Source organism: Spirosoma validum, assembly GCF_014699035.1.
GTDB classification, from domain to species: domain Bacteria; phylum Bacteroidota; class Bacteroidia; order Cytophagales; family Spirosomataceae; genus Spirosoma; species Spirosoma validum.
This window is the reverse complement of sequence record NZ_JACXAA010000010.1, coordinates 249,848-275,382: the sequence shown is the minus strand read 5'-3', so window position 1 is coordinate 275,382 and position 25,535 is coordinate 249,848. Positions and strand designations below refer to the sequence as shown.

Below are 25,535 nucleotides of genomic sequence, written 5' to 3'. Positions count from 1 at the left end.
CAACCTGATAGATAGAACCATTGGAATCAACAGACTTAACACACTACAAGAAACTGGTAGCCAAACTACCCCAGCTACGAAGCGAGATTGGAAAGGTAATTATTGGCCAGCAGGAAGCGATCAGTGAGGTATTAATTGCGCTTTTAGCGGGAGGTCATTGCCTGCTCGAAGGCGTACCCGGATTGGCCAAAACCCTGATGGTAAAAACCATGTCCGATGCGCTGGCGATGCGTTTCAAGCGTATCCAGTTTACGCCTGACCTGATGCCCGGCGATATTGTAGGCACTGAAATTCTGGAAGATGACCACGAGACAGGCCACAAAGTGTTCGTATTCAACCGGGGGCCACTATTTGCTAACGTAGTACTCGCCGATGAAATTAACCGGACTCCGCCCAAAACGCAGGCGGCTATGCTCGAAGCCATGCAGGAGTATAAGGTTACGTATAACGGTACAGATTACGTGCTGCCCAAACCTTTCCTGATCATTGCCACCCAAAACCCGATTGAGCAGGCTGGTACGTATCCCCTACCCGAAGCGCAGTTAGACCGGTTTCTGCTCTACATCAAGCTCAGCTATCCGTCAGAGACTGAGGAACTAAACGTATTGAAAAGTACAACCGGCACGAATCGACCGGAACTGAATACGGTTCTCTCGGATCAGGATATTCTCGAACTACAAACCCTTACGCGGCAGGTACACATCAGCGACGAATTGATTGGGTACATTAATAAACTCGTTCGCGCTACCCGTCCGGCTGACTCTCCTTCGGCTTACGTGAAGCAATGGAGTCAGTGGGGAGCCGGACCGCGCGCGGGTCAGGCATTGGTCTTATGCGCCAAAGCCCGGGCCGTTCTGAACGAACGATTCTCCGTTATTCCGGAAGACATTCAGACGCTGGCCTACCCAATTCTGCGCCATCGAATTGCGCTCAACTTCCGCGCCGAAGCGGAGGGAATTACGACTGACAAAGTCATTAAGCAGTTATTGACCGAACTCAAATTAACGTAGTGCTTACGAGTGCTTGATACGTCAGCAACTTCGTGACTTGGCAGTCGTGAACCGAATCCAGTAAAATCATGCTCATCAACGACCTCATTAAACTCAACAATCTGCAACTGGCGGGCAAACTGGTCAGCGATGAGTTGATGCTGGGTATTCAGCTCAGCCGACGGTCGGGGATTGGGACGGAGTTTGAGCAGTTCAGACACTACGTACCGGGTGATGATCCAAAACGTATTGACTGGAAGCTTTTCGCAAAGACCAGTCATTATCTGGTTCGGGAATCGTCAACGGAAAGTAATCAGCAAATCCGATTGTTGCTGGATTTGTCGGGTTCGATGAATTATGCTGAAGCGGGTGTCAGTCGGTTACAATACGCTAAAATTCTACTGGCTTCGCTGGCTTATTTGACGAATCGACAGGGAGATCAACTGAGTCTGTACACCTTACACAATGGTATGGTACAAACGGCCGTTCCAGCCGGCAAACAGTCTTTCCAGAAATTAGTGGCTACGCTCGAACTAGCGAAGGCGTCGGGAGCCTGGGACAAGCAAGCGGCTTCTATTCCTGAGTTTGGCCGTAAGCAGGCTGAGATGCTGATTATAGCCTCCGACTTTTTGCAGATAAACGATGAGTGGATAAACCTGATTCAGACGATAGCCGGGCCACGACGCGAAATCGTTCTTTTTCAGATACTCGGCGATCAGGAAATGGATTTCTCAATGAGTGGTTTCTATCGGTTTCAGGATCTGGAAACCGGCAAAGAGATTGAACTACAGGCTGACGCCATCCGGGAGACTGTCCGGCAACGATCATCGGATTATTTGAGCAAGCTGGAAGAGGCATTACGCATCCCGCACGTGCGGCTTATTCGCACGCGGTTAAGCGACCCATTGGCCCTTGTGTTGAAACAGTTTTTATTGAGTTAAAAATTATGCCATAGACTAGGCCGCCGGAGCGGTCTGTGGCGAAAGAAAACAATATGCAGTTTATTGAGCCATTTTTATTGTGGGGTGCGTTGGCGATTGCTATTCCAATAGCGATTCACTTCTGGCATCAGAAACAGGGCAAACCGCTGCCTTGGGCTGCCACACAATGGCTCACCGAAAGTCAGCAGCAACAGAGCCGGGGCATTCGACTCGACAACATTCTGCTGCTGCTCATTCGCTGTTTACTACTGATTTTGTTAGCGTTTTTACTCGCTCAACCGATTCTGAACTGGTTCAATAAGCCACCAACCATTCAGAAAGTTCATCTTGTTCAGCCTAGTGCCTCCGTTGCCGACAATTTTCGCTTTGAGTTGACGGAAGCCAGAAAAAAAGGAGAACGTATCGTCTGGGCCAATGAACAGCTGGAACCCGTAAGCGACCAACTTACCCCAACGCAAAAACCATCGGCATTTAGTCCGTTACGTCTCCAGACGGCCATCAATAAGCTCGACGCCAAAAATACTGATCTGAATTTATACGTAACGGCGAATCAGGATTTGGCCAGCGTTCCGGCCATTACAGTTCCTGCGCGATTCCAATTGCATACGATGGTCGATTCAGTAAACGCTCCACGGGCCTATCTGGCCGTAAAAGGCGATAAAAAGCTATTTGTCAACCGGGCGGGGAAACTCATTAATAGTCCAGCACTTGATCCAACTGTACGATTTCAATCGGCTCCAGCCCATTCCGGACCAATTTCTACATTACTCAATTATCGGAATGAGAAGGAACGGCAAACCGTAAAAGCCGCCCTTTCCGCACTTATCGATGTGTATTCGCTGGACTTATCTATTGACGACCGACCGGTAGCCAACCGCCAATACAGTTGGATTCTAACCGACCAGTTACCAGCAAAACCATCTTCACAAACGCTTTACGTTGTTTCGGGAATAGCGCAATCTATTCCGTCCGAAAACGTCATTTTCACGAACGAAACCCTAACCCCACAAACCTCCGAGCGGGTTGAAACAGGGCAGCTTCCCGAATGGCTGGGTGAGCAGTTTCTGAAACAGTACAAGCTGAATTTGAATCGAAAACCGCTGAGCCAGCAGGATTTAAAAGCCTTGTTCGTTACGTCAGCCAAATCCAGTACACACCAACAGGCAGGTCTGCAAAACGTACTGCTACTGACATTTGTTGTTTTGATAGGACTCGAACGTTGGCTCGCTTTAACCAGAAACGCATGAACGAACTAAAACGCCTTATATCGTCGGTTACGTATCAGCTATATGCGAACGCGTTGTTACGTTGCATCCTGCTGGCGATATCAGCTTATCTGTTAACAGCAACCTTTACAGGTCCTACTGTCTGGCCGATTCTGGTCGGCGCGATCGGATTTGGAGCTGGCGTTTTTTTCAGCAAGCTCTATCAAAACAAACAGCCTCAGGCCATTCAGTTGATACACCAAACCGTTGGCGACGTAGAATATAGCCTTCCTCTGCTAACCAAACCGCAACTCAATCTGGCTGAACGACTACAGCTCGATCGTCTGAACGAACACATTCAGCATGTTCGTATTCCGGTTGTAGTCTGGTCGAAAATTGGGCTATATGGACTTGTTCTATTGGCGGTTCTCGGTATTCATTTCGGTTATCCGTTACTGCAAAACGATACGCCAAACCCACCCAAACAACGTGGATTTCTGGAAGCTTTTGTACCAGAGCAGAAAGCCGCTGCCCCTACGTTTCAATCCGCTAGCCTGCAGGTCCAGCCACCAGCTTATACGCAGTTACCGGTTATTAACTCGTCGAACTTAAACGCGTCGTCTATTGTCGGTTCGGCGCTGACCTGGCAGGTACGTTTCAGTGATAATCGACAAATATCGGTTCAGCTGGTCAGTAGCCGCGGACAGGAATTGGCCTTCCGACAAACTGGCGACGGATTTACGTATCAGGACCGTCTGATTAACTCCGGCTTGTATTCTATCAAAGCCTACTGGCATACCGATGCGAAACGGGATTCGTTAGTCTATCAATCCGATTTTTACCGGCTCGAAGCCAAGCCTGATTTAGCACCGAAAATTGAGCCGGAATCAAAGGAGTTGTATCGCTACCATTATTTGAAAGATCCGAAATTGCTGAACGTAGCGGCTAAATTTTCGGATGATTTCAGCGTAACGCAGGCGTTTATTGTCGCTACCGTAGCGCGGGGCTCGGGCGAGAATGTGAAGTTCAGAGAAATAAAAATGCCGCTGGATCAGCGCAATTTTAAGGAAACCCGAATCGCCAAAACGCTTGATCTGAGTGCGTTACAATTTGCGCCAGGTGACGAGCTGTACTACTACTGGGCCGCTTTTGATAACCGCCAGCCTGAACCGAATTTCACCAAGTCCGATACGTATTTTGTCGTTTACAAAGACACGACGCAGGTCGAAGAAAGTGAACTGGCAACGATGGCGGTGAACATCATGCCGGAGTATTTCCGAAGCCAGCGGCAGATTATTATCGACACGGAAAAACTGATTGCCGGGCGTAAAAAGATGACGGTCAAAGGAGCCACATCCCATGCGTTCAAGAGCCAGTCGAACGAAATCGGATTCGATCAGAAAGCATTGCGGCTTCGTTACGGTCAATTTCTGGGCGAAGAATTTGAGAAAAACATTGGTGGAGGAAACCCTCTTCCAACGAACAATGACGGAGCTGTTGTAGCCGGTATGGCCGCGATTCAGGCGTATATGCACAAGCACGACGAGGGTGAAGGCGAGCAAACCGCAACGCCTGCTCCCGTGCAAACGCACTCAGCCGACGATGGTCACAATCATGGTGGGGGTGGCAAATCCGACGATAGCAAAGACCCGCTGGCCGCTTTGATGGAGCAGTACATGCACTCGCACGATGACGCCGAGACCAATACGTTTCATGAGCAATCGACGCGGTCGCTGTTGAAGATGGCGCTGGAAAACATGTGGCAATCGGAATTGCATTTGCGCATGTACGAGCCTGAGAAAGCCCTGCCCTTCGAGCAGGAAGCGCTTAAATACTTGAAACTGTCGCAGCAGAAGGCCCGGTCGTACGTTAAGAAAACGGGCTTCGATCCGCCACAAACGAAAGAGAAAGAAACCCGGCTAACGGGCGAGCTAAAGAACGTAACGACCTCGTTCGATCAATCGCGAACGTATAGTCAACAACGTATCGAGGCTTTGGTTGCCGAAACGCTCGGTTATCTGGATTTGCCCAAACTCGATTCCCGTCAACGACAAACGGTACAGCAACTTGGTAATGCGTTGGCAAACAACGTAGTGAATAGCGGTATGCAAAACTGGTCGGTACTGGCAGGCTTGCAAAAGTTAGCCGGAGGCAAACCACTATCTGCTCAGGAAAAAACTCAATTGAAGTCAAAGCTATACGTATTGACAAACACGTCGGAGCAAACCGGACCGTCTTACGTTAGCGACTGTACGTTGCAACAGACTTTCTGGCGAAAACTGAGGTAGCGTTTTGATCAGCCCTTATGCAAACCACCATTAACTGGACAAATTCAATCAATTGGGTAATTGCCAGTACGTTGCTGATCGTATTGATTGGCCAACTTTGGCTCATTGCCCGGAATCAATCGCTGCCGAACGGCCGCAAATGGCTTCGAGCGGGCTTAAACGCATTGCTCTGGCTAGTGCTGGTCGGCTTTTTTCTGCAAATTCAATGGCCTGTTTCGAAGCCAGCCACCCACGCTTTGCTGGTTGCCGATAACGTACCATCTGCCGTTGCTGCCAGCGTGAAAGACAGTCTGCGCATTCAGGAGAGTTTTACCAGCCGCAACTTCAAGCCGGAGTATGATTCCGTTACGCTCGTCGGGCAGAATTTTCCAACCCCAATCCTTACCCAACTCAGCAGCGCCAGCCTACGATGGATTCCCTATTATCAGCCAGATCAATTACAGAACATTCGCTGGAAAGGCTTGGTACGGCAAGGTGAAATCCAGCACGTAACGGGGCGACTTTTATCGTCTACGAATCAAACGTTACGTCTCCGATTTGGCAATAAAACAGTAGACAGCGTCGCTCTGCATGAAGGCGAAAATCCATTTTCTCTTCATTTCCCAGCTTTTACGCAGGGACATACTCAGACCGAATTGACAGTAGATCAGGCTACGCTCGATACCCTTCACTTCTTCACCCGCCGGACAGAGCCACTTACGGTACAATTCCTGCTCAACAGCCCTGATTTTGAGAGCAAAACCCTGGCCGGCTGGTTAGGGAAACATGGCCACACGGTTCAATTATCAGCTACACTTTCCAAAGACATTAGCAGTAATGTCAGCATTAACAAAGCCGGAAGATCGGCAGGAAAAACGGTACCGGATCTGATCATTACCGAACCGGCGAACGCCAATAACGTAACCATTCGGAAGGCCATAGCTGATGGAAAGGCTGTCCTGTTTATCAACCTAACGAATCCCGAAACCGATTGCCGGGCGATCAATCAGGCCGTTGGTAGTCTCTGGCAGGTTCGCAAAACGTCCAACGAAGCAACGGTACCTATTGGCAATAACCTGACGGCTCTCCCATATCGCTTCGTTGATAATCTGAATCAATTTACGGTTCCGGGTTATCCAATAGCCGTTCAGCAGACCAGCGGGCGTGTAGGGGTTAGCTTGCTAAGTGAAACCTATCCTCTTTCGCTCAGTGGCGACAGCGTTACGTATAATCGGGTGTGGATGTCGGTGCTGGCCAGATTATCGCACGCCGACAAAAATTCGGTTCTGGTCAATGCCCCCATTTATAGCGGAATCCAGCAAGCGATTTTTATCAATAATCCAGCTAGCCGGTCACGTACTGTTCGGGTTGGGAATGATACGTTACCTCTTACCTACTCGCCCATCAACGACCGCCTGGCGGCAGGCACTTCTTCGTTCAGTCAATCCGGCTGGCAACCCCTGCAAGATTCACTGGCCGTATACATTGACGGTTCCGATGCGCCATTACGTGACGCCAAAGTCGTTCGTCAGTTTGTACTCGCTCACAATCAGTATCAAACCATGATAGAGCAAACTGATCGAAAAGCCACGGCTAAACTACCTAACTGGGCCTGGCTTTTGCTGATCGTAGTCTGCTTTACGGCACTTTGGGTCGAGCCGAAATTTTAAGAGCGAACAAAACCCCTGAATCCCCTGAAGGGCAGGGCGGTTAAGTTCTGATTGTCAACCCTGAAAGGGTGTAATCTTTGTAGAAAAAGTAACCACCAATCGAGCTAGAACCCCGGAGGGGTGAAATGATGTCACCCCTCCGGGGTTTTGGGAGGGGTGACCCTGCTTATTTCTACAATGATCTCATCCCTACGGGATTAGCACTTAACAGCCCTGCCCTAAAGGGGATTTAGGGACTTTTAATTTTAGTTGCTCAAACCAACTTTACAACGTTACTGCCGTACCATTGTCAGCAACAGCTCGGGTTCATTCGTCGTGATATAATCCACTTTGTGATCCAGAAACCAACGTAAATCCGCTTCACTATTTACCGTCCAGACGTTGGTAGTCAGCTTACGCTGGCTGGCGTCCTGCATCCAGTTTTCGTTCTTACGCAGTATACTATAGTGATAATCAAATCCGTTCAGATGATCGCCCGCTAGCTGTTCCGGGGTTTTATCACCGTTCAGATACGAGACAGCCGCTTCCGGACTTAATTCTTTCACCTTTTTACAGACGTCGTAATCAAAAGCAATGTAATCGACCCAGGCTTGTGCTTTTAACTGGTGCACCATCTTTACAATCCGCTCCGTCAGCGCCAGCGACCGCTCTTTCCCAACTTTGGATGTTTTGATTTCCAGAATCAGCTTCGTACGGGTCTGCTTCATCCCTTCCTTCAGATAGGATTCTAACGTAGGAAACGATTCGCCGTTACTCAACTTGATTTTCGCCAATTCAGCCGCTGGCGTTTTTTCGATTTCTATACCCTGAATGGCATGATCGTGATTAACAAACAACACCGAATCCGACGACATGTGCACATCGAATTCGCTGCCCATGCAGCCTAACTTTACCGCATTCTGAAGCGACGTAATCGAATTTTCCGTAGTGGCTGACTGTTTCCAGGCTCCCCGGTGCGCAATGACCTGATTCCGAATAAACGAATCTTTTACTACACGTAACGTATCGCGTTTGGTACCGCTGGCGCTCCTGCCTTCAATCACCACGTCGTACCAGGGTTTGTCTGAGCCAGCCGCTTCCGCTTTGATAGTGAGCTGGTTTGCTTTATTTATTGAGAACAAGTTAGCCGTTGGTCCCTGTAGCGTATAGCGACTAACCGATTCCTTACCCTGTAACGTACCAATGGTCAGTTGAGCCGGTTTATACGTGTAATTGGTCAGTGAAAAAGGGAATAATTGAGCCATTGCGGGCGTGGTTCCGAGAAACGTTAGAATAGCAAACGTAACAATCGTCGATTTCATAATAGATTCAGCTAATATCTTTCGTCAAAGGTAATGTACAGCGCTACGTACCTTGTGGCCAGTCTAGAATGATAAAACATTCTTAATCTACTCGTCTACTTTTTGGCAACTTCCAGCAAACGTAATGCTTCGGCAACATCAATAGGCAAATCGGATTCAAGTACACTGGCACCATCGGTAATGATAGCCTGATAGGCTGACAGGCGCTCTGGTTTAGTACGTAGTTTGTCGTAGGTAGGTGCGGACGAAATCATGCACATAACGCCCTTGGCGTGAAGCAACTTATACATTTCCTGATTCTCGGGCTTAATGTCCGGACCGATGTAGGCAATCATATGGTTCCAGGGAATGCCCGCCTTTTCATACTCGGCCATCGCCTGTGGCGTTTTCACAAATGCCGAAAACATCCGGTCTTTATTGTCATCGTAGTAGAAACGGGCCTGCTCAGCGGTATGGACGGTGAGCATGACAAAGGCATCGGCTTTATGCTTCCGAATCATGGCCGCAATCAGGGGAAACGGTACGTCCTTCTTATCCAGATTCAAAACAGTTTTTCCCCGAGCCCACTCAATCGCTTCGGCCAGCGTCGGAATGCGGTGATCCGTTACGTTCCCCTCAGCATCTTTTAAGAACAGCTTTTTCAAGTCAGCCCAGGTATAATCGCTCACTTTTCCGTGACCGGTTGTTGTGCGGTCCAGCGTCTCGTCATGCATCAACACGATCACACTATCTTTGGTCAGGCGCGGGTCGGTTTCGTAGAAAGCAGGCGTATGCTTCAGCGTATTCTCGAACGTAGCAATCGAATTTTCGGGGAAGCCTTTGATCATTCCTCCCCTATGCCCACTGATGATCGGTTTTTTCTGATCCGTCCATTTAAAAAAATTATGAAGATCCTGAACAGTCCGGATAGGCAATCGATACAGTGGCTGATCTTGTACTGGCTGCGCAAATCCGACCGTCAATAACAGGGTGGCCGCGATAAGAACGATTTGTTTGGTCATGATCAATATACGAAGGTCTATACTAGATTCTAAGAACAAAGTACGGTTATCATACTGAACCAGTTCTGCCAAGAGAATGAATCATACTAATTTCTTAACACAAAAAGGCAATCCATTGCTGAATTGCCTCTCTACTGAACAGGTTTTCCCTGTTTACTAGTACGTACCGGTATCAGGTTTCACGGGTACCTGATCCGCATGTCGGTCTGAACGTCGATCCTCATAGCGTCGATCATCGTAGCGGTCGTCATAACGGTACCGCTCATGCGGCCCATGCCAGCCATGACGACCGTAGTGTCCATAAGATCTCCAATGATGGCCGAATGAACGCGGGCCAACGAAAGCCATCAGGCTTCCGAAGGTTAGGGCAGCCGTCAGCACGACAACCCAGGGGTTTAATCGATTTCTCATGAGTGCGGTTGTTTAGCTATTTGTGGGATTTTCATTAGTCGTTTTAGGAGCCACATAATTCCCATATCGATTATAGTCGGAACGCTGTTTGTACTGACTATATTCGTCATCGCTCATTTGGCGAATCCGGTCGGTAAACGCATAGTCACGTCCATAGCCCCAGCCTGGCCCCCACCCTCTCCGGCGGAAACGTCCGCCCCCGAAGAGCCGGAACAGAGCGCCGATAATCAGGAAGAAAACAACGAAGCGCAGCAGAAAGAAGGGCATAATAAATAAAGCTCCTCCGATAAGCAGACCCGCTAAAATGGATTTTACAAGTGTGTTGTTCATGTTGATTCGTGTTTTGATTTGCTGTTCTATAAAGGATGACGAATCAACGGAGAAATTACTTTACCGCTTTTGAAACTATTTTTTCGACTCTTCTGAAAAATAAAAATCCTCGCCCAATTTATCAGGCGAGGATTCATTGTAATGCGACCTTCCGTGGAATCAGCTAGGATTCTGTAGCCATCGTTTCACCCGGTCCAGTTTCATCCTTATCGGTTCCGGTTAGTGCGCCCGTATTCTCCTTACGTCTGGATACACCTGAATCGTCCTCGTCGCTGTCCTGATTGGGGCCGCTTACATCCGCTAGGTCCGCATTATCACTAGCATTATCTGTACCCTGGTTGCCTGATACGTTGCTTCCATTTGCTGCCGAATTGTCCATACCACCACCTGACGTCGTTTGTCCATCGGGGGTATATTGTCTGATTTGCTTTTTCATCGCGTTTAACGGGTTATGTTGTACTGCGTAACGTAAACTCAATAAGTACGATGAGCCGGGATTGTTTGCTGGTCACGAAAAATAGTGGCTTGTAAAGCGCCCCTGTTCCTAAAATACCTAAACACCAGGGGGTAATTATTCAGTTATGATTGAGCAACATGACCTGAATTAACTATGAGAGCCGCTGTGATTAACGAATACGGAACCAGCCAGGAACTGCACGTAACGGATGTGCCTAAACCGGAAATTGATACGCATGACGTACTTATTCACGTGCATGCGGCTGGCATTAATCCCATGGATACAAAAGCCAGGGACGGAGGTATGAAACTGGTTTTATCAAACGATTTCCCCAAAACTCTGGGTGGCGAATGTGCCGGTGTCGTGATGGAAGTCGGTCTGATGATCACCGATCTACAGGTTGGCGACCGGGTGATTGCTTCTCTGGGCCCTGAGGGAGGTGGGTATGCAGATTACGTAGTGGCTAAACGGAAAAGCGTCGTCAGGATACCCGACGAAGTTAGTTTTGTGCAGGCGTCCGCCGTCCCCGTGGCTGCTCTGACGGCCTTACAGGCTCTTCGGGATAAAGGCCATCTTCGTCCCGGCGACCAGGTTCTGATCAATGGTGCATCCGGCGGAGTTGGTACGTTCGCCGTCCAGATTGCCCGCTTGCTGAGCGGACAGGTTACAGCCGTTTGCGGTGCCGATAATGCGGTTTTAGCGCTCCAATTGGGCGCTGATCATGTGATTGATCATGACACGGTTGACTTTACGAAGCAGTCAGAACGATACAATATTATTTTTGACGCTGTCGGTAAAAGTAATTACGACGAGTGCAAAAATGTATTGACTGAAGACGGCATCTACGTAACGACGCTTCCCTCGCCCAAACAAATTCTGGATCAAGTCGTCACCATTTTTCAGTCCCAGAAAGCGGAGTCACTCCTCGTCAGTTTCAAGCAGGAAGACGCGATCTGGCTTCTGAAGCAAATGGCTGAGGGGAAGTTACAAACCGTAGTTGACCGAACGTATCCGTTGGATGAACTCGCTCAGGCGCATGACTACAGCGAGTCAGGCAACGTAAAAGGAAAATTGATCCTGAAGCTCATTGATGATTAGTGAGCGCAGCCTTTTCGTGTAGCAAAGAAAATGTTCGTGTAAGCAACCATTGGCAGAGACGTAACTGATACCTACAGTAAGGTACGACCGTCTAACTCCAGTAATTACTTTCTACGGCATCATTCTTACCATGCATCGAACGCGGACTTGTCTGTTTGTCTTTTTATTCGTTATCAGAGCGACCATTATCCCGGCTCAATCTATCGGTAATGACCCCGACCCTACGCACTGGATCAATTATTCGCAGACATATATCAAAATACCGATAGCCCAAAACGGGCTCTACCGCATCACAGCAGCCGAATTACAGCAGGCCGGCGTTCCGGTCAATCCGGTTAATCCTATAACTTTTCAGCTCTTTCATAGGGGTGTTGAACAGGCGATTTATGTTGAAGGGGAACCGGACCAGCGTTTCGATGCGGGTGATTTTATCGAGTTTTATGGCCGTGCGAACGATGGCGATCAGGATTCGCTGCTTTACCGACCCCACAGTGCTCAACCTCACACGTATTACAGTCTGTTCAGCGATACAACAGCCTATTTCCTGACCTGGCGGCTCGATGGAAAAGCGGGTAAGCGCATGGTAATCTATTCGGATACTACGTACGCTGGTCTGGCTACCGAATCGTATCATTGGGAAGAGGAACTACGCTTATTTACAGATACTTATCCCGGTTGGGCAGCTGGAATTCCGCCCAAAATTGAATACAGCTATTACGAAGCCGGAGAAGGATATACGGGTACGATACAACAGAAAAATAAATCATATACTACCCTTTTTCAGCTTACGAATCTGGTCCGGACGGCCCCAGATCCGCAAATCGACGTATTGCTGGTTGGTCGGGATCTAATCGATCACAGGGTAGACTGTCGGGTTGGACCAACAACCAATAGCCAGCGGCTACTCGATACGATCAGTTTTTCAACGTATGATAATGCGCGAATTCGGGAAGACGCTGGCTGGAATGATGTAAGTGCTGACGGCCAGTTGTTTCTATCGACGGTCTCGCGGAATGAAAGTTCAACTACAGATAACTATTCGGTATCGTATATCCAGCTCCGATACCCGCAGCGGTTCACTATCAACGGACAAACCACACGCACGTTTCGGCTTGCTCTTAACCCGACAGGCCGTTCACGCATAGACGTAGTAGACGCACATCCAGCCACACGTTTCTGGGACATTTCAGACCCAACGACACCCCGACGTCTTGGCGCAACTGTATCGTCGACTGGAACAGCTCGATTTGTTGTACGCGGAACCGATACGTTACGTACCCTTTTGGCCGTAAGTCAGCCGAAATCGGTCCCATCTATTCGACAAGTGAGGTTTACGGATTGGCGGAATCGTAAGCCAACGTATTTGATTATCAGCCACGAAGCGTTGACGCAACCAATCGATGCCGTTCGTGACTATGCCCGTTACCGTGCGTCGGCAGCGGGTGGCGGATACGATACGCTGACGGTTACCATGCAGCAGCTTATTGATCAGTATAGCTATGGCGAACGGCATCCACTGGCCATCCGTCGGTTTACGGATCAATTACTTAGGCAAAGCGAGGGTGCGTTACAGTATTTATTGCTACTCGGTCGCAGCCGCAGTATACCCGGCATTCGACACGATCCGAATCAGGCGTTGCTCGACCTGGTTATGACCGGTGGATTTCCCGGTTCTGACGTAGTATTGACGGCGGGATTGAATGGCGAAGCACCAGACGTGCCAGCGGTACCGACCGGACGTATCAATGCCGGTACGTCGCAGGAAGTGATTGATTATCTGAACAAAGTAAAAGAATACGAAAGCCTTTCGGGAGAGGCTCTGTGGCGCAAAAATCTATTGCATCTCAGCGGGGGCGAGACGCCAACGGAAGTCGCCTTATTTCGCCAGTTGATGGATACCTACCAAAAACAGGCCTTCGGTCAATCGCTGGGAGCTCAGGTAACAACCCTCTCGAAAACAACCGATAAGTTGGTCGAATCCATCGACGTAGTGAAAGCCGTTAACGAAGGCATCGGCCTGATGACGTTTTTCGGCCATTCCGGTTTGGACGTGACCGATCTGGATATCGGCTTTTCTTCAAATGACGCCCTAGGCTATCGGAACAAAGGCAAATACCCGCTTCTGCTCGTTAATGGGTGCGCTATCGGTAATTTCTTTTTCGGTCGTCCAACGCTCGCAACCGACTGGGTGCTTACGCCCAACCGAGGAGCCATTGCGGCTATTGCCCACAGCCATCTCGGCTACCCGGATGTCCTGCATCAGTATAGCACTACGCTGTATACGCTACTGGCGGACAGTACTCATTTATACAAATCCATTGGCCAACTTCAGCAGGAAACGATCCGGCGGATTCTGGCGCAATCATCTGATGGACGGGCAGTGGCCAACTGTCAGCAAATGGTTTTACAGGGCGACCCGGCTATCCGACTATTTCCCTTCAAAACCCCGGATTACATCGTAACGACCGGTGGGCTTAGCATTCAAGACACGCATCACCAGCGGTTAAGTCTACAGAGCGATTCGGTGCAGATCCAGGTTGTGGTTCAGAATGCCGGGCAATATCGGGTCGGAGCGATTCCCGTCCGGGTACGTCGGTTCGTTCACGGACGAGAATCAGGGATTTTTAACTGGATAATCCCTCAGCCAATTGCTTACCGTGATACACTGATACTAATCTTCCCGAATGCGCCTGACACTGAGGGACAAAACCAATTTGAGGTAACGATCAATCCTGCTGACTCCCCGTCGGTTCGTGCTGAAAAAAACCATTCTAACAATCAGGCTACCACTGACGTAACATTGGTCGGGCAGAAACCCATTTTAATTTATCCAGCACCGAATAGTGTAGTCAAAACGACAACTATTCGATTGACGGCCAATTATGCTACCACGACTCCGCATACCTTCGATCTGGAACTTGACAGCACCACCCGATTCGACAGTCCACTACACCTGACCCAACGTATTACTGCTATCGCCATCATTAGTTATCCAACTACGTTGCCTGATCGGCCGAATACTACGTACTACTGGCGCGTCCGGCGGGCAGACTACCAAAACGGTTCTGTACGTGCAGATTCAGGATGGGCTACGGGTTCATTTACGTATGCGCCAAACAGTCCGGCGCTCGGCTTACCTGAAGGCCAGATTCGGCTGGCAAAGCCTCTTTCCACGGATATTCAGCAGGGTGACGTACTCACTATTCCCATTGAATTTACGAACCTAAGCCCCTATCCATTTGCCGATTCGCTTATTGTTCAGCAAACGATTTACGCATCCGGGCTATCCAATCCCCAACTAAAACAGTGGAAAGTTAAAGCGTTGAACGGTACTGATACGTTACGTTTTTCGTCAGTAATTGCTACAGAAACATTACCAGGTTACAACCGAATTATCTTAACGGTAAATCCTCGCCTTCAACCCGAATACTCGTTTCAGAATAATACGCTGGATTTAGCCGTACCCGTCCAGGCGGATGTCGTTGGTCCATTACTTGAAGTGGCTTTCGATGGAGCACGAATTACAGACGGTTCGGTTGTTTCAGCCCAACCCGTAATCGACGTACTGGTAACCGATGACAACCGGTCGCTTATCCGGCGCGACACGACGGGCCTTGATTTATATGTGCAACGTCCCGGCAAAAACTCCCGATTCGAGCGACTTAGCTGGCAGAACGCCGTGATTCAAGCAACCGAGGCAGACAACGTATTCAGGATTCGGTATGTATCACCCAGCTTAACTGAAGGCAACTATCATTTGCTCGTTACTGCCCGCGACGCCGTAGGTAATAGAGCCGTACCGTATCAGGTGCGTTTCCAGGTGATAAACGCCCACCGTCTGACTGACTTTACCATCTACCCAAACCCCTTCCGAGATCAAACACGTTTTGCCTTTACCCTCTCGGGCGACCACCCACCCCAGAACGTAACAATTGCCCTCACCGACCAGAACGGACACCTAGTACGTCGCCTGCATGGGTCGGTACGTATCGGGCTCAACGAGTGGACGTGGGACGGGCGATCCGATTCCGGCGCATTACTTCCGGCTGGCGTGTATTTGTATAAAATTGTCATTACCGATCCGAACGACTGGCCGATGAACAGCGGTTTGGCCGAACGACTCAATGGCCGAATTATCTTACTTCGATGACCCGGGCTCTGGTAAACGCTGGTCCACTGGATTCAAACAACGTTGGACGTTACGTGTCGGCACTAACAGGTTTACGAGCGATGGCTGCCTATCTTGTTTTTCTTCATCACTATAATCCAGCTACGTCCGGTACTATCGCTCGTCGGCTATTTGACCAAGGCTATGTTGGCGTATCGATATTCTTCGTGCTGAGTGGGTTTCTGATTTATCATCGCTACGCGGAGAGTTTTTTCACTCAGAAAAACTGGTCATGGCGGAGGTATTTACAGAATCGATTCGCTCGAATTTTCCCACTGTATGCGTTGCTCTTTTTTCTAACCGCTGGAATTAGCGCAATGAGGGGCCAGCCAATGAGTTTATCACTCTTTGTATTGAATATTACGTTACTAAAAGGCTTTTTTGACGAGATCAAATTCAGCGGTATAGCCCAAAGCTGGAGCCTGACGGTCGAAGCCTGTTTTTACCTGTTGGCTCCCTTCCTTTTTACCGGCTTACGACGTTGGGGAGCGTTCTGGCTAACCATCGGATTGCTCAGCATTGGCCTGTCTGCATGGCTTATAGCGAAAGAAACAAACGGATGGGGTTTCTTTGGCAACTTACCATTTATGCTGTTTTACACGTTTTTCGGGCGAGCGTTTGAGTTCATTGTGGGTATGTGGCTGGCCCATCGCTGGCACCGGAAACAAATGCCTGCTTATCGTTTTGCTACGTCCAGTGGGCTAGTCATACTCGGAATCTGCGTTATCTGGCAAGCCAACGTAGCGTCTTACACTGTTGAATCGGTGGCATTAATAGGAAGCGAATTTATTGCCTACAACTGTGTTCTGCCAATTGGTATCGGGCTGATTTTCCTGGGCTTACTCAACAAAAAATCGATCATTCATTACGTGTTGTCGTTTCCTCTTTTTCAGGCACTGGGACACAGTTCCTACGCTTTTTATCTGATTCATCTTGGGGTAGTTGCGAACGGATTACAGCAAATGGGAATACGGAATTATTGGCTGCTGTTCGGTTTACTGATCGTGATCGCTCACGGTCTGTACGTGTTTATTGAGAGACCTTTGTATCCGTGCTTGTCAGGTCGACGTCTGCTACGTTAGATAATTTACGTTAACAACTTTGAAGAGTTATGAAACTAATCGCCAGCATTTTAATCGGCTTCGTAGCCATTGAACACCTCTATATTCTATGGCTGGAAATGTTTGCTTGGACAACCAGAGGCCGGAAAACCTTTAAATCGCTCCCACCCGATTTATTTGAGCCAACCAAATCGCTGGCTGCAAACCAGGGACTCTACAATGGCTTTTTAGCCGCCGGGCTCATCTGGTCATTACTTATCCAAAACAATGAATGGCACAATAACGTCGCTTATTTCTTTCTGGGATGCGTGATTGTAGCGGGTATTTTTGGGGCGCTGACCGCTCAGAAATCTATTTTCTACGTTCAGGCCCTTCCCGCTATTATAGCCCTGCTTTTCACGTTGCTCTCATAGACGGGAAAGGGTATAAAATAGGAAACCGTCCCCAAGCGGGAACGGCTCCATAAGTACAACAAAACCACAGATAAAGCTGCCAGACATCACGGCCAGACAGGGTGCCTGTGGCTCTGTTGCAATATTGATTAGGTCACCACGATTTTGAGACACGTAGTGACCATTTGTTTATAATTACGCTTCGATCAGGAATTCGTCGTGCTGGCTGACATCCAGACCTTGCTTTTCGTCTTCTTCCGTTACACGAAGTGGCAGAATCAGGTCAGTCACTTTCAGGAGCAGGAACGACATAGCAAAGGCAAATACCGATACGCCAACCAGGGCGATCATGTGCTCAACGAACAGACCCGTTTCGCCAAAAGCCAAGCCTTCAACCGTTACAGCTGAGTTAACCCCTTTGCTGGCGAAAATGCCGGTCATGACCATACCAACCATACCACCAACACCGTGGCAAGGGAACACGTCCAACGTATCATCCAGAGTTGACTTCGACCGTAAGTGAGCGATGTAATTCGAAATCATAGAAGCTACGGTACCGATGAAAATAGAGGTTGGAACCGTTACAAAACCAGCGGCTGGCGTAATAGCGACCAAGCCTACTACTGCACCGATACAGAAACCCAGTGCCGATACTTTCTTGCCTTTAGCGGCATCGAACAGAACCCAGGCCAGACCAGCCGCAGCCGCAGCTGTGTTGGTTGTTGCGAAAGCCGAAGCGGCCAGTGGCGTTGCACCTACTGCCGAACCTGCATTAAAACCGAACCAGCCGAACCACAGTAAACCCGTACCTAGAAGAACAAACGGAATGTTGGCTGGTGGGAAGTAGCTAGCTTCGATTTGTGACTTCCGGCGTTTCAGGTACAAAGCACCGGCCAGAGCGGCCCAGCCAGCGGACATATGTACAACCGTACCACCAGCAAAATCAAGCACACCCCGTTTGAACAGGATACCTTCTGGATGCCAGGTCATGTGTGCCAGGGGAGCATATACGAACACACTGAACAGGATCATGAACAAAACGTATGACTTGAAATTGATACGTTCGGCCATTGAACCCGTTACCAGAGCAGGCGTAATGACGGCAAACTTAAGTTGGAAGAACGCGAAAACGACCAGGGGAATCGAAGCGGCCAGGGACCAGGGCTTACCGTCCAATACGCCTTTGAACATAAAGTGATCCATTGGATTACCAATGAAACCACCAATATCCGAACCGAATGCAAGACTAAATCCAATAACAACCCACAAAACACTAATAACACCCATCGCTACGAAACTTTGCAGCATGGTTGAGATAACATTTTTGTTATTCACCATACCGCCGTAGAAATAGGCCAGACCAGGAGTCATCAACAAGACAAGAGCTGTGGCAACGAGCATCCAGGCCGTATCACCAGCGCTGATGCCTTCGGTTACGATCTGTGTCGGAACGCCATTGAAACCAGGCAGTATACCGAGCACGGCAAAAACTAGCAGAAGAATGAGAGGAATGTAACTGGGCTTTTGCATAATACAGGAGAGGTTTTTTGTTGTACTGAGTTAAGAAATTGGGTTAAGCAAGCGGGGTTATCTATTAGAACTTGAAAATGGCAGCCATGCCCAGGGTAGCCTGCGACTTAGTTAGAGAGCCATTATTTTTCTCGAATTTGTTGGCTGAGTAGCTATCAACCCGTAGTTCAGGCTTAAACAGGATGTGTCCATCAGCCGCCGTAATATTTCCCGTTACGGTAATGGAATTAACACTGGCACCCTTTCCGGAAGCGTCGAGCAGAGCCCGGACGCCACTTTTGTTATCGAACATTTCATACCGAACTCCTAAGCCAAATTTGTCGGTGAAGGCGTAGTTGGAATACAGCGCAAAGCCGCCCCAGCTCTTCGACGTAGCGGGTCCACCGTAGCCTTGATAATCACCTTTTTGAGAGCCCATAGCCGCATTCAGGCCAAGGAAGAACTTAGATGAAATCTGATAGGTGGTCGTTAGATCAAGCAACGAATACATGCCTTTGTCAGCACTTAGCGCAACTGTGCTGTCGACACCCAGAACAGGATTAGAAGCCTCATTCGACATGATTCCATTTACATAGACGTTCCAACCCGATACTGGTGAGAAGAAGAACTGACCAATCACGCCTTTCTTTTTATTGTTGTCAAAGATGTTGTCGACATTATTGACAAGACCAAGCATCAAAGAGGCTCTATCGCTAAACGCATACTGCGCTTTCAGACCAATGTGATAAAAGGGTCCGTTGTTGAAAAGGTTCGAGAGCGAATAGTTATAGTTAACCGGAGCGTCGATAACCTCGTAGCCAATGTGGGTACCAAACTGACCTGCTGTGAACGATAATTTGTTAGTCGCTTTAAAGGTTATGTAGGCCTGTTTGATCGCCAGCGATGTTGAACCAGCACCAAGAAATCCGACATTGTTGCCATAGTTACCCAGATCAGCAAATGGACCAAATGCCAGATCCATAACGGCGTCAATCTTATCAGCCGTGTACGTCGCTTTTGCCTGAATCAAACCGATGCCAAATTGACCCGCTTTCTGATCGAAAGCGCGCGCTGTACCCGGAACACCAGGACCACTTAAGCCTAAGTTCGACTGACTTCTGGGATTATTGAAGTTACCAAAATAATACGTATCCATGTAACCAGAAAACGTGAATTTTCCGGGGGTTGCTGAAGTAGAATCCTGCGCCTGAACGGCTAAACCAAAAAACAAAGATCCAATAAGTAAAACAGCTTTTTTCATATTATAAATTTGGTTGTGGTAAATTATTATCGTGGTTTCATTTCGAAGCAAATTTTGTTTAAAAAATTATCGTACGCAATAAGCAACCTCAAATAATTATGCGATTTCTTAGATTTTAGCCAAAAAAATTGAAATATTTCTATTTCTTCAGCCATAAGTACCTAAATAACTATTAAATTTAATTCTAAACTATATTTTGCGTAATGCACCTTTTACAGAATATTATTTTATATGAAAACTTGCTTTTTTAGGGCGAAATCGCCTATTTTAGAGTTGTATTTAGGCTAGAAAACAACAAAGCCCGATCAGGAAACTGATCGGGCTTTGTTGTATGGTAAACTGGTTTGTCCTGCTAGCTTATGCTTCAGCGTGCAGCCATGCTTTCTTAGCCAGCAATGTGTCTTCTTCTTCTTCGTGTTCAGGATCGGGAACACAGCAATCAACTGGGCACACGGCCGCACATTGAGGTTCCTCGTGAAAGCCTACACACTCGGTGCATTTATCAGAGACGATGTAATAAAATTCGTTCGAGACAGGGTACTGAGGAGCTTTGCCACTCACAACTGTACCATCGCCAAAATCGACTTCGGTCAGTTCCGTTCCCCCACCCCACGTCCATTCGACGCCACCCTCATAGATGGCTGTATTAGGGCATTCGGGTTCGCAGGCACCACAGTTGATGCACTCATCGGTAATCATGATTGCCATGAGCAGGTCTGATTTATATACGCTAAATTTATACTATCTTAAATAGGACAACAAATATAACTATTTAAAGGTTGGCAACAAACTAAATTTTCATTACATTAGTTGATGGTGTATTCCATTTGTTTATCCAATTCATGCTTCATTCAGAACGTCTGCAAACGTTCGTGGCTCTAGGTGACTTTCTGCGCTCAGCTGATGCCCAACCCGAACTAGCTGCTATTGCTCAACAGGCTTACTATAAAAATAACTGGTTTACGCTTGAGAACTCATTGGCTGCCTTACGCGCTCTTGCGGATGATTTTCTAACCGCCGATAAGCTCACGGCCTGGGCCAGTCAGTATCCGACTGAGCCAAAGCAACCGCGTACGGTGGGGGTCGTTATGGCAGGAAATATTCCTGCCGTTGGGTTCCACGATCTGCTCTGCGTACTTATGAGCGGTCACAAACTATTGGCGAAACTAAGCAGCCAGGATTTTGTATTTATCCACTATTTAATACAAAAATTAAAGGAGGTCAATCCAGCGATCGATAGCTGGCTGGAGGAAGCCGACCGACTAAATGCGGCTGATGCTTATATCGCAACAGGGAGTAACAACACAGCCCGTTACTTTGAGCATTACTTTGGGAAGAAGCCAAGTATCATTCGCAAAAACCGTACGTCGGTAGGTCTGCTGATGGGCGAAGAAAGCGAAGAAGAGTTTCAAAAACTTGGTCATGACCTTTCCGATTATTATGGGTTAGGGTGCCGAAATGTCTCAACGCTGCTGGTTCCAGAAGGGCCTAATGGTGAGCCGTATGACTTCACGCCTTTATTACGTACGCTGGAACCAGAGGCCAAAACCTTTCTGAATAACCACAAGTACCAGAACAACTACGATTACAATAAGTCGATCTATCTCATCAATGCCATACCGCACTTTGATAACGGCTACCTGTTACTAACTGAAAATGAAGGTCTGGTTTCGCCCATTTCAGTCGTGTATTACCAGACGTACCAGACTCAGGACGACGCCATCACGTGGCTCGATGCCAACGCCGACCGAATTCAGGTGGTAGCTTCTGCCCAGGGCTGGCTTTCGGGTAGTGTTCCCTTCGGACAAACCCAGCACCCCAGTCTGAATGATTACGCCGATGGGGTTGACACAATGGCCTTTCTGGCAACGCTTTAAAAAGCGTTGAGTTTGTTATTTTTACGGAACGGTTCTTATTGGATCGTTCCGTAAAATCATTAGTAGACGTGGCGTATTTATCGATAGATAGTGTAAAAACCCGTACATACGATGCCATCGTGATCGGCTCGGGAATTAGTGGAGGCTGGGCAGCAAAAGAACTTACGCAACGTGGATTACGTACGTTATTGCTGGAACGAGGTCGGCCGGTCGATCACATCACCGATTATCCAACCGCTACGTTAAATCCATGGGAGCTGGAACATCGCGGGCAAGTACCACTTCACATCCGCAAAGATTATTCAATTGCCAGCCGGAACTACGCCTTCCACGAAGACACACTGCATTTTTTTGCTAAAGACAGTGAACAGCCTTACGTACAGGAAAAGCCCTACGACTGGATACATGGCTACCAGGTAGGTGGGCGCTCGCTGACCTGGGGACGACAGACACAGCGATGGAGCGATTTTGATTTCGAAGGACCCGCCCGCGATGGCTTTGCCGTAGACTGGCCAATTCGATACGCCGATATTGCACCCTGGTACAGTCACGTTGAAAAATTCGTGGGCATCACCGGAAACCGGGATGGTCTCGCTACGTTGCCGGATGGTGAGTTCCTGCCTCCGCACGAGATGTCGTGTGTCGAATCGTATTTCAAAAAACAGATCGCTACGCAGTATAACGACCGGCATGTAATCATTGGTCGGGCAGCTCACCTCACTCAGCCGAAGCCTATTCATTATCAGCAAGGTCGGGCACAATGTCAGCATCGAACGTTATGTGAACGCGGTTGTCCGTATGGTGGCTATTTCAGCAGTAATGCGTCGACCATTCCCTGGGCGCTACGTACCGGGAAACTCACGTTACAGCCTAATTCGGTTGTTCATTCCATTATTTACGATGACCAAACGAATGGAAAGGTAACCGGCAAAGCGACGGGCGTACGGGTGATTGATACGCAAACGCACCAGATGACGGAGTATTACGCCCATATTATTTTCGTGAATGCGTCGGCACTGCATACCAATCTGATTCTTCTGAATTCAATCTCAACCCGTTTTCCAAATGGCCTGGGGAATGACAGTGGGCTATTGGGTACGCACGTGGCGTTTCACAGTTACCGGGGACGAGTTTCTGCTACGTATGAAGGTTTTTCCGAATTTACGACGGATGGTCGGCGGCCAAATAGCAGCTACATTCCCCGATTCCGGAACGTAGTGAAACAGGAAACCGATTTTCTGCGGGGTTATGCCGCTACGTTCTATTCCTCGAGACCGTCTACTCAGAATGAGGCCGGTATTGGTTCAGCATTAAAGCATAATCTGTTAAATCCAGGCTTAGGTGAATGGCAAGTCGGCTCAGCGATGATGGCCGAAACTATTCCGAAACCACACAGCACGGTGCGTCTTGACCCGACGTTGACAGATAATTTCGGGATACCACAACTTAGAGTTTCGGTTGGTTACGACGAAAATGACGAAAAAATTCTGCGGGATTTCTTCGATCAATTCTCCGAAATGTACACGAAGGCCGGTTTCAAAAACATTCGCACGCAGGATACTGGCCGACTGCCGGGTAGCGAGAATCATGAAATGGGTGGTGTTCGGATGGGTCGCGATCCGAAAACGTCGTTACTCAATCGCTGGAACCAGCTACATCATTGTCCGAATGTATTTGTCACCGACGGCGCTTGTATGACGTCGACCAGTACGCAGAACCCTTCGCTAACGTATATGGCACTTACGGCTAGAGCCGCGAATTACGCCGTTAAACAGATGAAAGCCTTACGGTTGTAGTTGCTACGTCGCTAGCGAACCCAAACCTTTGTTGACCTGTTACGTTAAGAGCGGATTTCGTCCAAATTTTGCCTTTCAATTACCGACTAACTGCAACCACAGCCTAAGTCGATTTTTACACCAATGATTCATCAACTTTCCCTAACGCTTGCTCCTGAACTGGCTTTAGACGATACGGCCTTTCGAGATGAGGTATTGGGTCGTCTTGCCTTACCCGACACTGAGGACGTAGTAGTACGTAAGCGACGGCAGTCGATCGATGCGCGCAACCGGCAGGTCCGGGTGAAGGTCGAAGCCGACGTGTATGCCAGCGAAACCCCTCCCCCACTGATCCAGTATCAGAAGCCACAAATGGATGTCACGCTGGCTCCGCAAGCCCTAGTGATTGGCGCGGGCCCGGCGGGTTTATTTGCCGCTCTACGACTGATCGAACTAGGCATAAAACCGATTGTGCTCGAGCGAGGCAGTGATGTTCGTCTCCGCCGTCGTGACCTGGCCGCGATTAACAAAGATCATGTTGTCAATCCCGAATCGAACTATTGCTTTGGCGAAGGTGGGGCCGGTACGTATTCGGATGGGAAACTATACACGCGCTCGACCAAGCGGGGCGATGTCCGGCGGATCCTGGAAATCTTCGTAGCACATGGAGCTACCGAACAGATTCTGGTGGATGCGCACCCGCACATCGGTACCAACAAACTCCCGAACGTTGTAGCCGATCTGCGGAACAGCATTCTGAAAGCGGGCGGTGAGGTACGTTTCGATACCAAAGTAACCGACTTAATCCTGAGCGGTTCACCGGCTGACCCGAACGAAATAAAAGGCGTCGTGCTAGCCAATGGCGAAAGCTTGACCGGGATTGGGGTTATTCTGGCAACGGGTCACTCAGCCCGCGATATTTTTTATCTGCTCCATAACCGCTACGTTCGGATCGAAGCCAAGCCATTTGCGATGGGCGTTCGCATTGAGCATCAGCAGCGTTTGATCGATCAGTTTCAATACCACCGATCCGATCGGGGCGATTATTTACCGGCAGCCTCCTACAGCCTGGTTACGCAAACCCGTTTCAAGGGGGTAGAACGGGGCGTTTTTTCGTTTTGTATGTGTCCGGGAGGGTTTATTGTGCCAGCGGCAACCGCGCCGGGCGAACTGGTCGTGAACGGTATGTCGCCCTCGCGTCGGGATTCGCAGTTTGCCAATTCGGGGTTGGTTGTAGCCATTGCTGATGAGGACCTGCAGCCTTACGTTGATGAAGGACCATTAGCTGGGCTGGCGTTACAGCATGATCTCGAACGCTGGGCTTGTCAGATGGGAAATCCTTCGAACGTAACTGATTCGCAAACGGCCCCCGCACAACGTATCGCCGATTTCGTTGATGGTCGTGTGTCAAGCGGGCTATTGCCAACCTCATACCAACCCGGCTTAGCTTCGGTTGATATGAGCGACGTTCTGCCCGATCACATTGCTCAACCTTTACGGCAGGGACTGCGCGACTTCGGCCGGAAAATGAATGGCTATCTGAGCAACGAGGGGCAACTTATTGGCGTAGAAAGCCGAACTTCGTCGCCAGTGCGTATCCCGAGAGATCGTGCTACGTGTGAACACGTTCAGGTTAGCCGATTATTTCCCTGCGGTGAAGGGGCAGGTTACGCCGGTGGGATCGTTTCGGCAGCGATGGATGGTGAACGTTGCGCGGAGGAATTAGTTAAGTTGTATAAAAAAGGGTAGTCGTTTCCTGCTTGTGGCCAGCCGTTACCCGCGTTACGTTAACCACATATGGCAGATGGCGAACAACAAATCA

General features: G+C 48.8%; 20 protein-coding genes. 12 read left to right on the top strand and 8 right to left on the bottom strand.

Annotated features, from left to right (window positions below; translation table 11 throughout):
• Nucleotides 1-20: 20 nt before the first annotated feature.
• From IC230_RS24495 to IC230_RS24475, 5 genes are all read left to right on the top strand, one after another.
• Nucleotides 21-1,010, top strand: coding sequence for an AAA family ATPase (locus IC230_RS24495; RefSeq protein ID WP_191041693.1), 990 nt, complete (start codon nucleotides 21-23; stop codon nucleotides 1,008-1,010).
• A gap of 68 nt (nucleotides 1,011-1,078) precedes the next feature.
• Complete coding sequence (locus tag IC230_RS24490; protein WP_191041692.1) at nucleotides 1,079-1,930, top strand: DUF58 domain-containing protein; 852 nt, start codon at nucleotides 1,079-1,081, stop codon at nucleotides 1,928-1,930.
• A gap of 53 nt (nucleotides 1,931-1,983) precedes the next feature.
• A complete protein-coding gene (locus IC230_RS24485) occupies nucleotides 1,984-3,177 on the top strand; it encodes a BatA domain-containing protein (RefSeq protein ID WP_191041691.1) in 1,194 nt (397 codons plus the stop codon).
• Nucleotides 3,174-5,423 (top strand): hypothetical protein, encoded by a 2,250-nt coding sequence (locus tag IC230_RS24480; RefSeq protein ID WP_191041690.1) that lies wholly within the window; start codon nucleotides 3,174-3,176, stop codon nucleotides 5,421-5,423. The genes IC230_RS24485 and IC230_RS24480 overlap by 4 nt, the downstream gene beginning before the upstream one ends.
• Nucleotides 5,424-5,440: 17 nt before the next feature.
• Entirely contained in the window at nucleotides 5,441-7,072 is a 1,632-nt protein-coding gene (locus IC230_RS24475; RefSeq protein WP_191041689.1) for a hypothetical protein, read from the top strand.
• Nucleotides 7,073-7,344: 272 nt separating this feature from the next.
• On the opposite strand, the gene IC230_RS24470 is transcribed toward IC230_RS24475, so the two are convergent.
• From IC230_RS24470 to IC230_RS24450, 5 genes are all read right to left on the bottom strand, one after another.
• Nucleotides 7,345-8,373 (bottom strand): glycerophosphodiester phosphodiesterase, encoded by a 1,029-nt coding sequence (locus tag IC230_RS24470; RefSeq protein ID WP_223860819.1) that lies wholly within the window; start codon nucleotides 8,371-8,373, stop codon nucleotides 7,345-7,347.
• A 95-nt stretch (nucleotides 8,374-8,468) separates the two neighbouring features.
• The gene (locus IC230_RS24465; RefSeq protein WP_191041688.1) at nucleotides 8,469-9,374 is read right to left on the bottom strand and encodes a glycerophosphodiester phosphodiesterase family protein; all 906 of its coding nucleotides are present in this window, start codon (nucleotides 9,372-9,374) and stop codon (nucleotides 8,469-8,471) included.
• Nucleotides 9,375-9,530: 156 nt separating this feature from the next.
• The gene (locus tag IC230_RS24460; protein ID WP_191041687.1) at nucleotides 9,531-9,785 is read right to left on the bottom strand and encodes a hypothetical protein; all 255 of its coding nucleotides are present in this window, start codon (nucleotides 9,783-9,785) and stop codon (nucleotides 9,531-9,533) included.
• Between the two features lie 12 nt (nucleotides 9,786-9,797).
• Nucleotides 9,798-10,115, bottom strand: coding sequence for a hypothetical protein (locus IC230_RS24455; RefSeq protein ID WP_191041686.1), 318 nt, complete (start codon nucleotides 10,113-10,115; stop codon nucleotides 9,798-9,800).
• A 163-nt stretch (nucleotides 10,116-10,278) separates the two neighbouring features.
• Nucleotides 10,279-10,551, bottom strand: coding sequence for a hypothetical protein (locus IC230_RS24450; RefSeq protein ID WP_191041685.1), 273 nt, complete (start codon nucleotides 10,549-10,551; stop codon nucleotides 10,279-10,281).
• Nucleotides 10,552-10,725: 174 nt separating this feature from the next.
• Between IC230_RS24450 and IC230_RS24445 the strand changes: the two genes are divergently transcribed.
• The 4 genes from IC230_RS24445 (at nucleotide 10,726) to IC230_RS24430 (ending at nucleotide 17,312) form a co-directional block, all read left to right on the top strand.
• Nucleotides 10,726-11,670 (top strand): NAD(P)-dependent alcohol dehydrogenase, encoded by a 945-nt coding sequence (locus tag IC230_RS24445; protein WP_191041684.1) that lies wholly within the window; start codon nucleotides 10,726-10,728, stop codon nucleotides 11,668-11,670.
• Nucleotides 11,671-11,800: 130 nt separating this feature from the next.
• Nucleotides 11,801-15,820: a putative type IX secretion system sortase PorU2 gene (porU2, locus tag IC230_RS24440; protein ID WP_191041683.1), complete on the top strand. Its 4,020-nt coding sequence runs from the start codon at nucleotides 11,801-11,803 to the stop codon at nucleotides 15,818-15,820.
• Entirely contained in the window at nucleotides 15,817-16,920 is a 1,104-nt protein-coding gene (locus tag IC230_RS24435; protein WP_191041682.1) for an acyltransferase family protein, read from the top strand. Before porU2 ends, IC230_RS24435 begins: the two co-directional genes overlap by 4 nt.
• Nucleotides 16,921-16,949: 29 nt before the next feature.
• Entirely contained in the window at nucleotides 16,950-17,312 is a 363-nt protein-coding gene (locus IC230_RS24430) for a DUF1304 domain-containing protein (protein ID WP_191041681.1), read from the top strand.
• Nucleotides 17,313-17,486: 174 nt separating this feature from the next.
• Here the strand turns inward: IC230_RS24430 and IC230_RS24425 are convergent, their stop codons facing one another.
• The 3 genes from IC230_RS24425 to IC230_RS24415 form a co-directional block, all read right to left on the bottom strand.
• Nucleotides 17,487-18,821 carry an ammonium transporter gene (locus tag IC230_RS24425; RefSeq protein WP_191041680.1) on the bottom strand — a complete coding sequence of 445 codons (1,335 nt, stop codon included), beginning with the start codon at nucleotides 18,819-18,821 and terminating at the stop codon, nucleotides 17,487-17,489.
• A gap of 64 nt (nucleotides 18,822-18,885) precedes the next feature.
• Complete coding sequence (locus IC230_RS24420) at nucleotides 18,886-20,061, bottom strand: porin (protein ID WP_191041679.1); 1,176 nt, start codon at nucleotides 20,059-20,061, stop codon at nucleotides 18,886-18,888.
• A 357-nt stretch (nucleotides 20,062-20,418) separates the two neighbouring features.
• Entirely contained in the window at nucleotides 20,419-20,769 is a 351-nt protein-coding gene (locus IC230_RS24415; RefSeq protein ID WP_191041678.1) for a 4Fe-4S dicluster domain-containing protein, read from the bottom strand.
• Between the two features lie 134 nt (nucleotides 20,770-20,903).
• Here IC230_RS24415 and IC230_RS24410 point away from each other — a divergent pair, with 134 nt between their 5' ends.
• The 3 genes from IC230_RS24410 (at nucleotide 20,904) to IC230_RS24400 (ending at nucleotide 25,462) form a co-directional block, all read left to right on the top strand.
• Nucleotides 20,904-21,938: an acyl-CoA reductase gene (locus tag IC230_RS24410; RefSeq protein ID WP_191041677.1), complete on the top strand. Its 1,035-nt coding sequence runs from the start codon at nucleotides 20,904-20,906 to the stop codon at nucleotides 21,936-21,938.
• Nucleotides 21,939-22,006: 68 nt separating this feature from the next.
• On the top strand, nucleotides 22,007-23,734 hold the full coding sequence (locus tag IC230_RS24405) for a GMC oxidoreductase (protein WP_191041676.1): 1,728 nt from the start codon (nucleotides 22,007-22,009) through the stop codon (nucleotides 23,732-23,734).
• Between the two features lie 123 nt (nucleotides 23,735-23,857).
• The gene (locus tag IC230_RS24400; RefSeq protein ID WP_191041675.1) at nucleotides 23,858-25,462 is read left to right on the top strand and encodes an NAD(P)/FAD-dependent oxidoreductase; all 1,605 of its coding nucleotides are present in this window, start codon (nucleotides 23,858-23,860) and stop codon (nucleotides 25,460-25,462) included.
• Nucleotides 25,463-25,535: the final 73 nt, after the last annotated feature.

What these genes read in the sequence shown, in the direction of transcription:
- IC230_RS24490 (WP_191041692.1), top strand. Translation starts at nt 1,079, where the DNA reads ATGCTCATCAACGACCTCATTAAACTCAACAATCTGCAACTGGCGGGC.
- IC230_RS24485 (WP_191041691.1), top strand. Translation starts at nt 1,984, where the DNA reads ATGCAGTTTATTGAGCCATTTTTATTGTGGGGTGCGTTGGCGATTGCT.
- IC230_RS24480 (WP_191041690.1), top strand. Translation starts at nt 3,174, where the DNA reads ATGAACGAACTAAAACGCCTTATATCGTCGGTTACGTATCAGCTATAT.
- IC230_RS24475 (WP_191041689.1), top strand. Translation starts at nt 5,441, where the DNA reads ATGCAAACCACCATTAACTGGACAAATTCAATCAATTGGGTAATTGCC.
- IC230_RS24470 (WP_223860819.1), bottom strand. Translation starts at nt 8,373, where the DNA reads ATGAAATCGACGATTGTTACGTTTGCTATTCTAACGTTTCTCGGAACC.
- IC230_RS24465 (WP_191041688.1), bottom strand. Translation starts at nt 9,374, where the DNA reads ATGACCAAACAAATCGTTCTTATCGCGGCCACCCTGTTATTGACGGTC.
- IC230_RS24460 (WP_191041687.1), bottom strand. Translation starts at nt 9,785, where the DNA reads ATGAGAAATCGATTAAACCCCTGGGTTGTCGTGCTGACGGCTGCCCTA.
- IC230_RS24455 (WP_191041686.1), bottom strand. Translation starts at nt 10,115, where the DNA reads ATGAACAACACACTTGTAAAATCCATTTTAGCGGGTCTGCTTATCGGA.
- IC230_RS24450 (WP_191041685.1), bottom strand. Translation starts at nt 10,551, where the DNA reads ATGAAAAAGCAAATCAGACAATATACCCCCGATGGACAAACGACGTCA.
- IC230_RS24445 (WP_191041684.1), top strand. Translation starts at nt 10,726, where the DNA reads ATGAGAGCCGCTGTGATTAACGAATACGGAACCAGCCAGGAACTGCAC.
- porU2 (WP_191041683.1), top strand. Translation starts at nt 11,801, where the DNA reads ATGCATCGAACGCGGACTTGTCTGTTTGTCTTTTTATTCGTTATCAGA.
- IC230_RS24435 (WP_191041682.1), top strand. Translation starts at nt 15,817, where the DNA reads ATGACCCGGGCTCTGGTAAACGCTGGTCCACTGGATTCAAACAACGTT.
- IC230_RS24430 (WP_191041681.1), top strand. Translation starts at nt 16,950, where the DNA reads ATGAAACTAATCGCCAGCATTTTAATCGGCTTCGTAGCCATTGAACAC.
- IC230_RS24425 (WP_191041680.1), bottom strand. Translation starts at nt 18,821, where the DNA reads ATGCAAAAGCCCAGTTACATTCCTCTCATTCTTCTGCTAGTTTTTGCC.
- IC230_RS24420 (WP_191041679.1), bottom strand. Translation starts at nt 20,061, where the DNA reads ATGAAAAAAGCTGTTTTACTTATTGGATCTTTGTTTTTTGGTTTAGCC.
- IC230_RS24415 (WP_191041678.1), bottom strand. Translation starts at nt 20,769, where the DNA reads ATGGCAATCATGATTACCGATGAGTGCATCAACTGTGGTGCCTGCGAA.
- IC230_RS24410 (WP_191041677.1), top strand. Translation starts at nt 20,904, where the DNA reads ATGCTTCATTCAGAACGTCTGCAAACGTTCGTGGCTCTAGGTGACTTT.
- IC230_RS24400 (WP_191041675.1), top strand. Translation starts at nt 23,858, where the DNA reads ATGATTCATCAACTTTCCCTAACGCTTGCTCCTGAACTGGCTTTAGAC.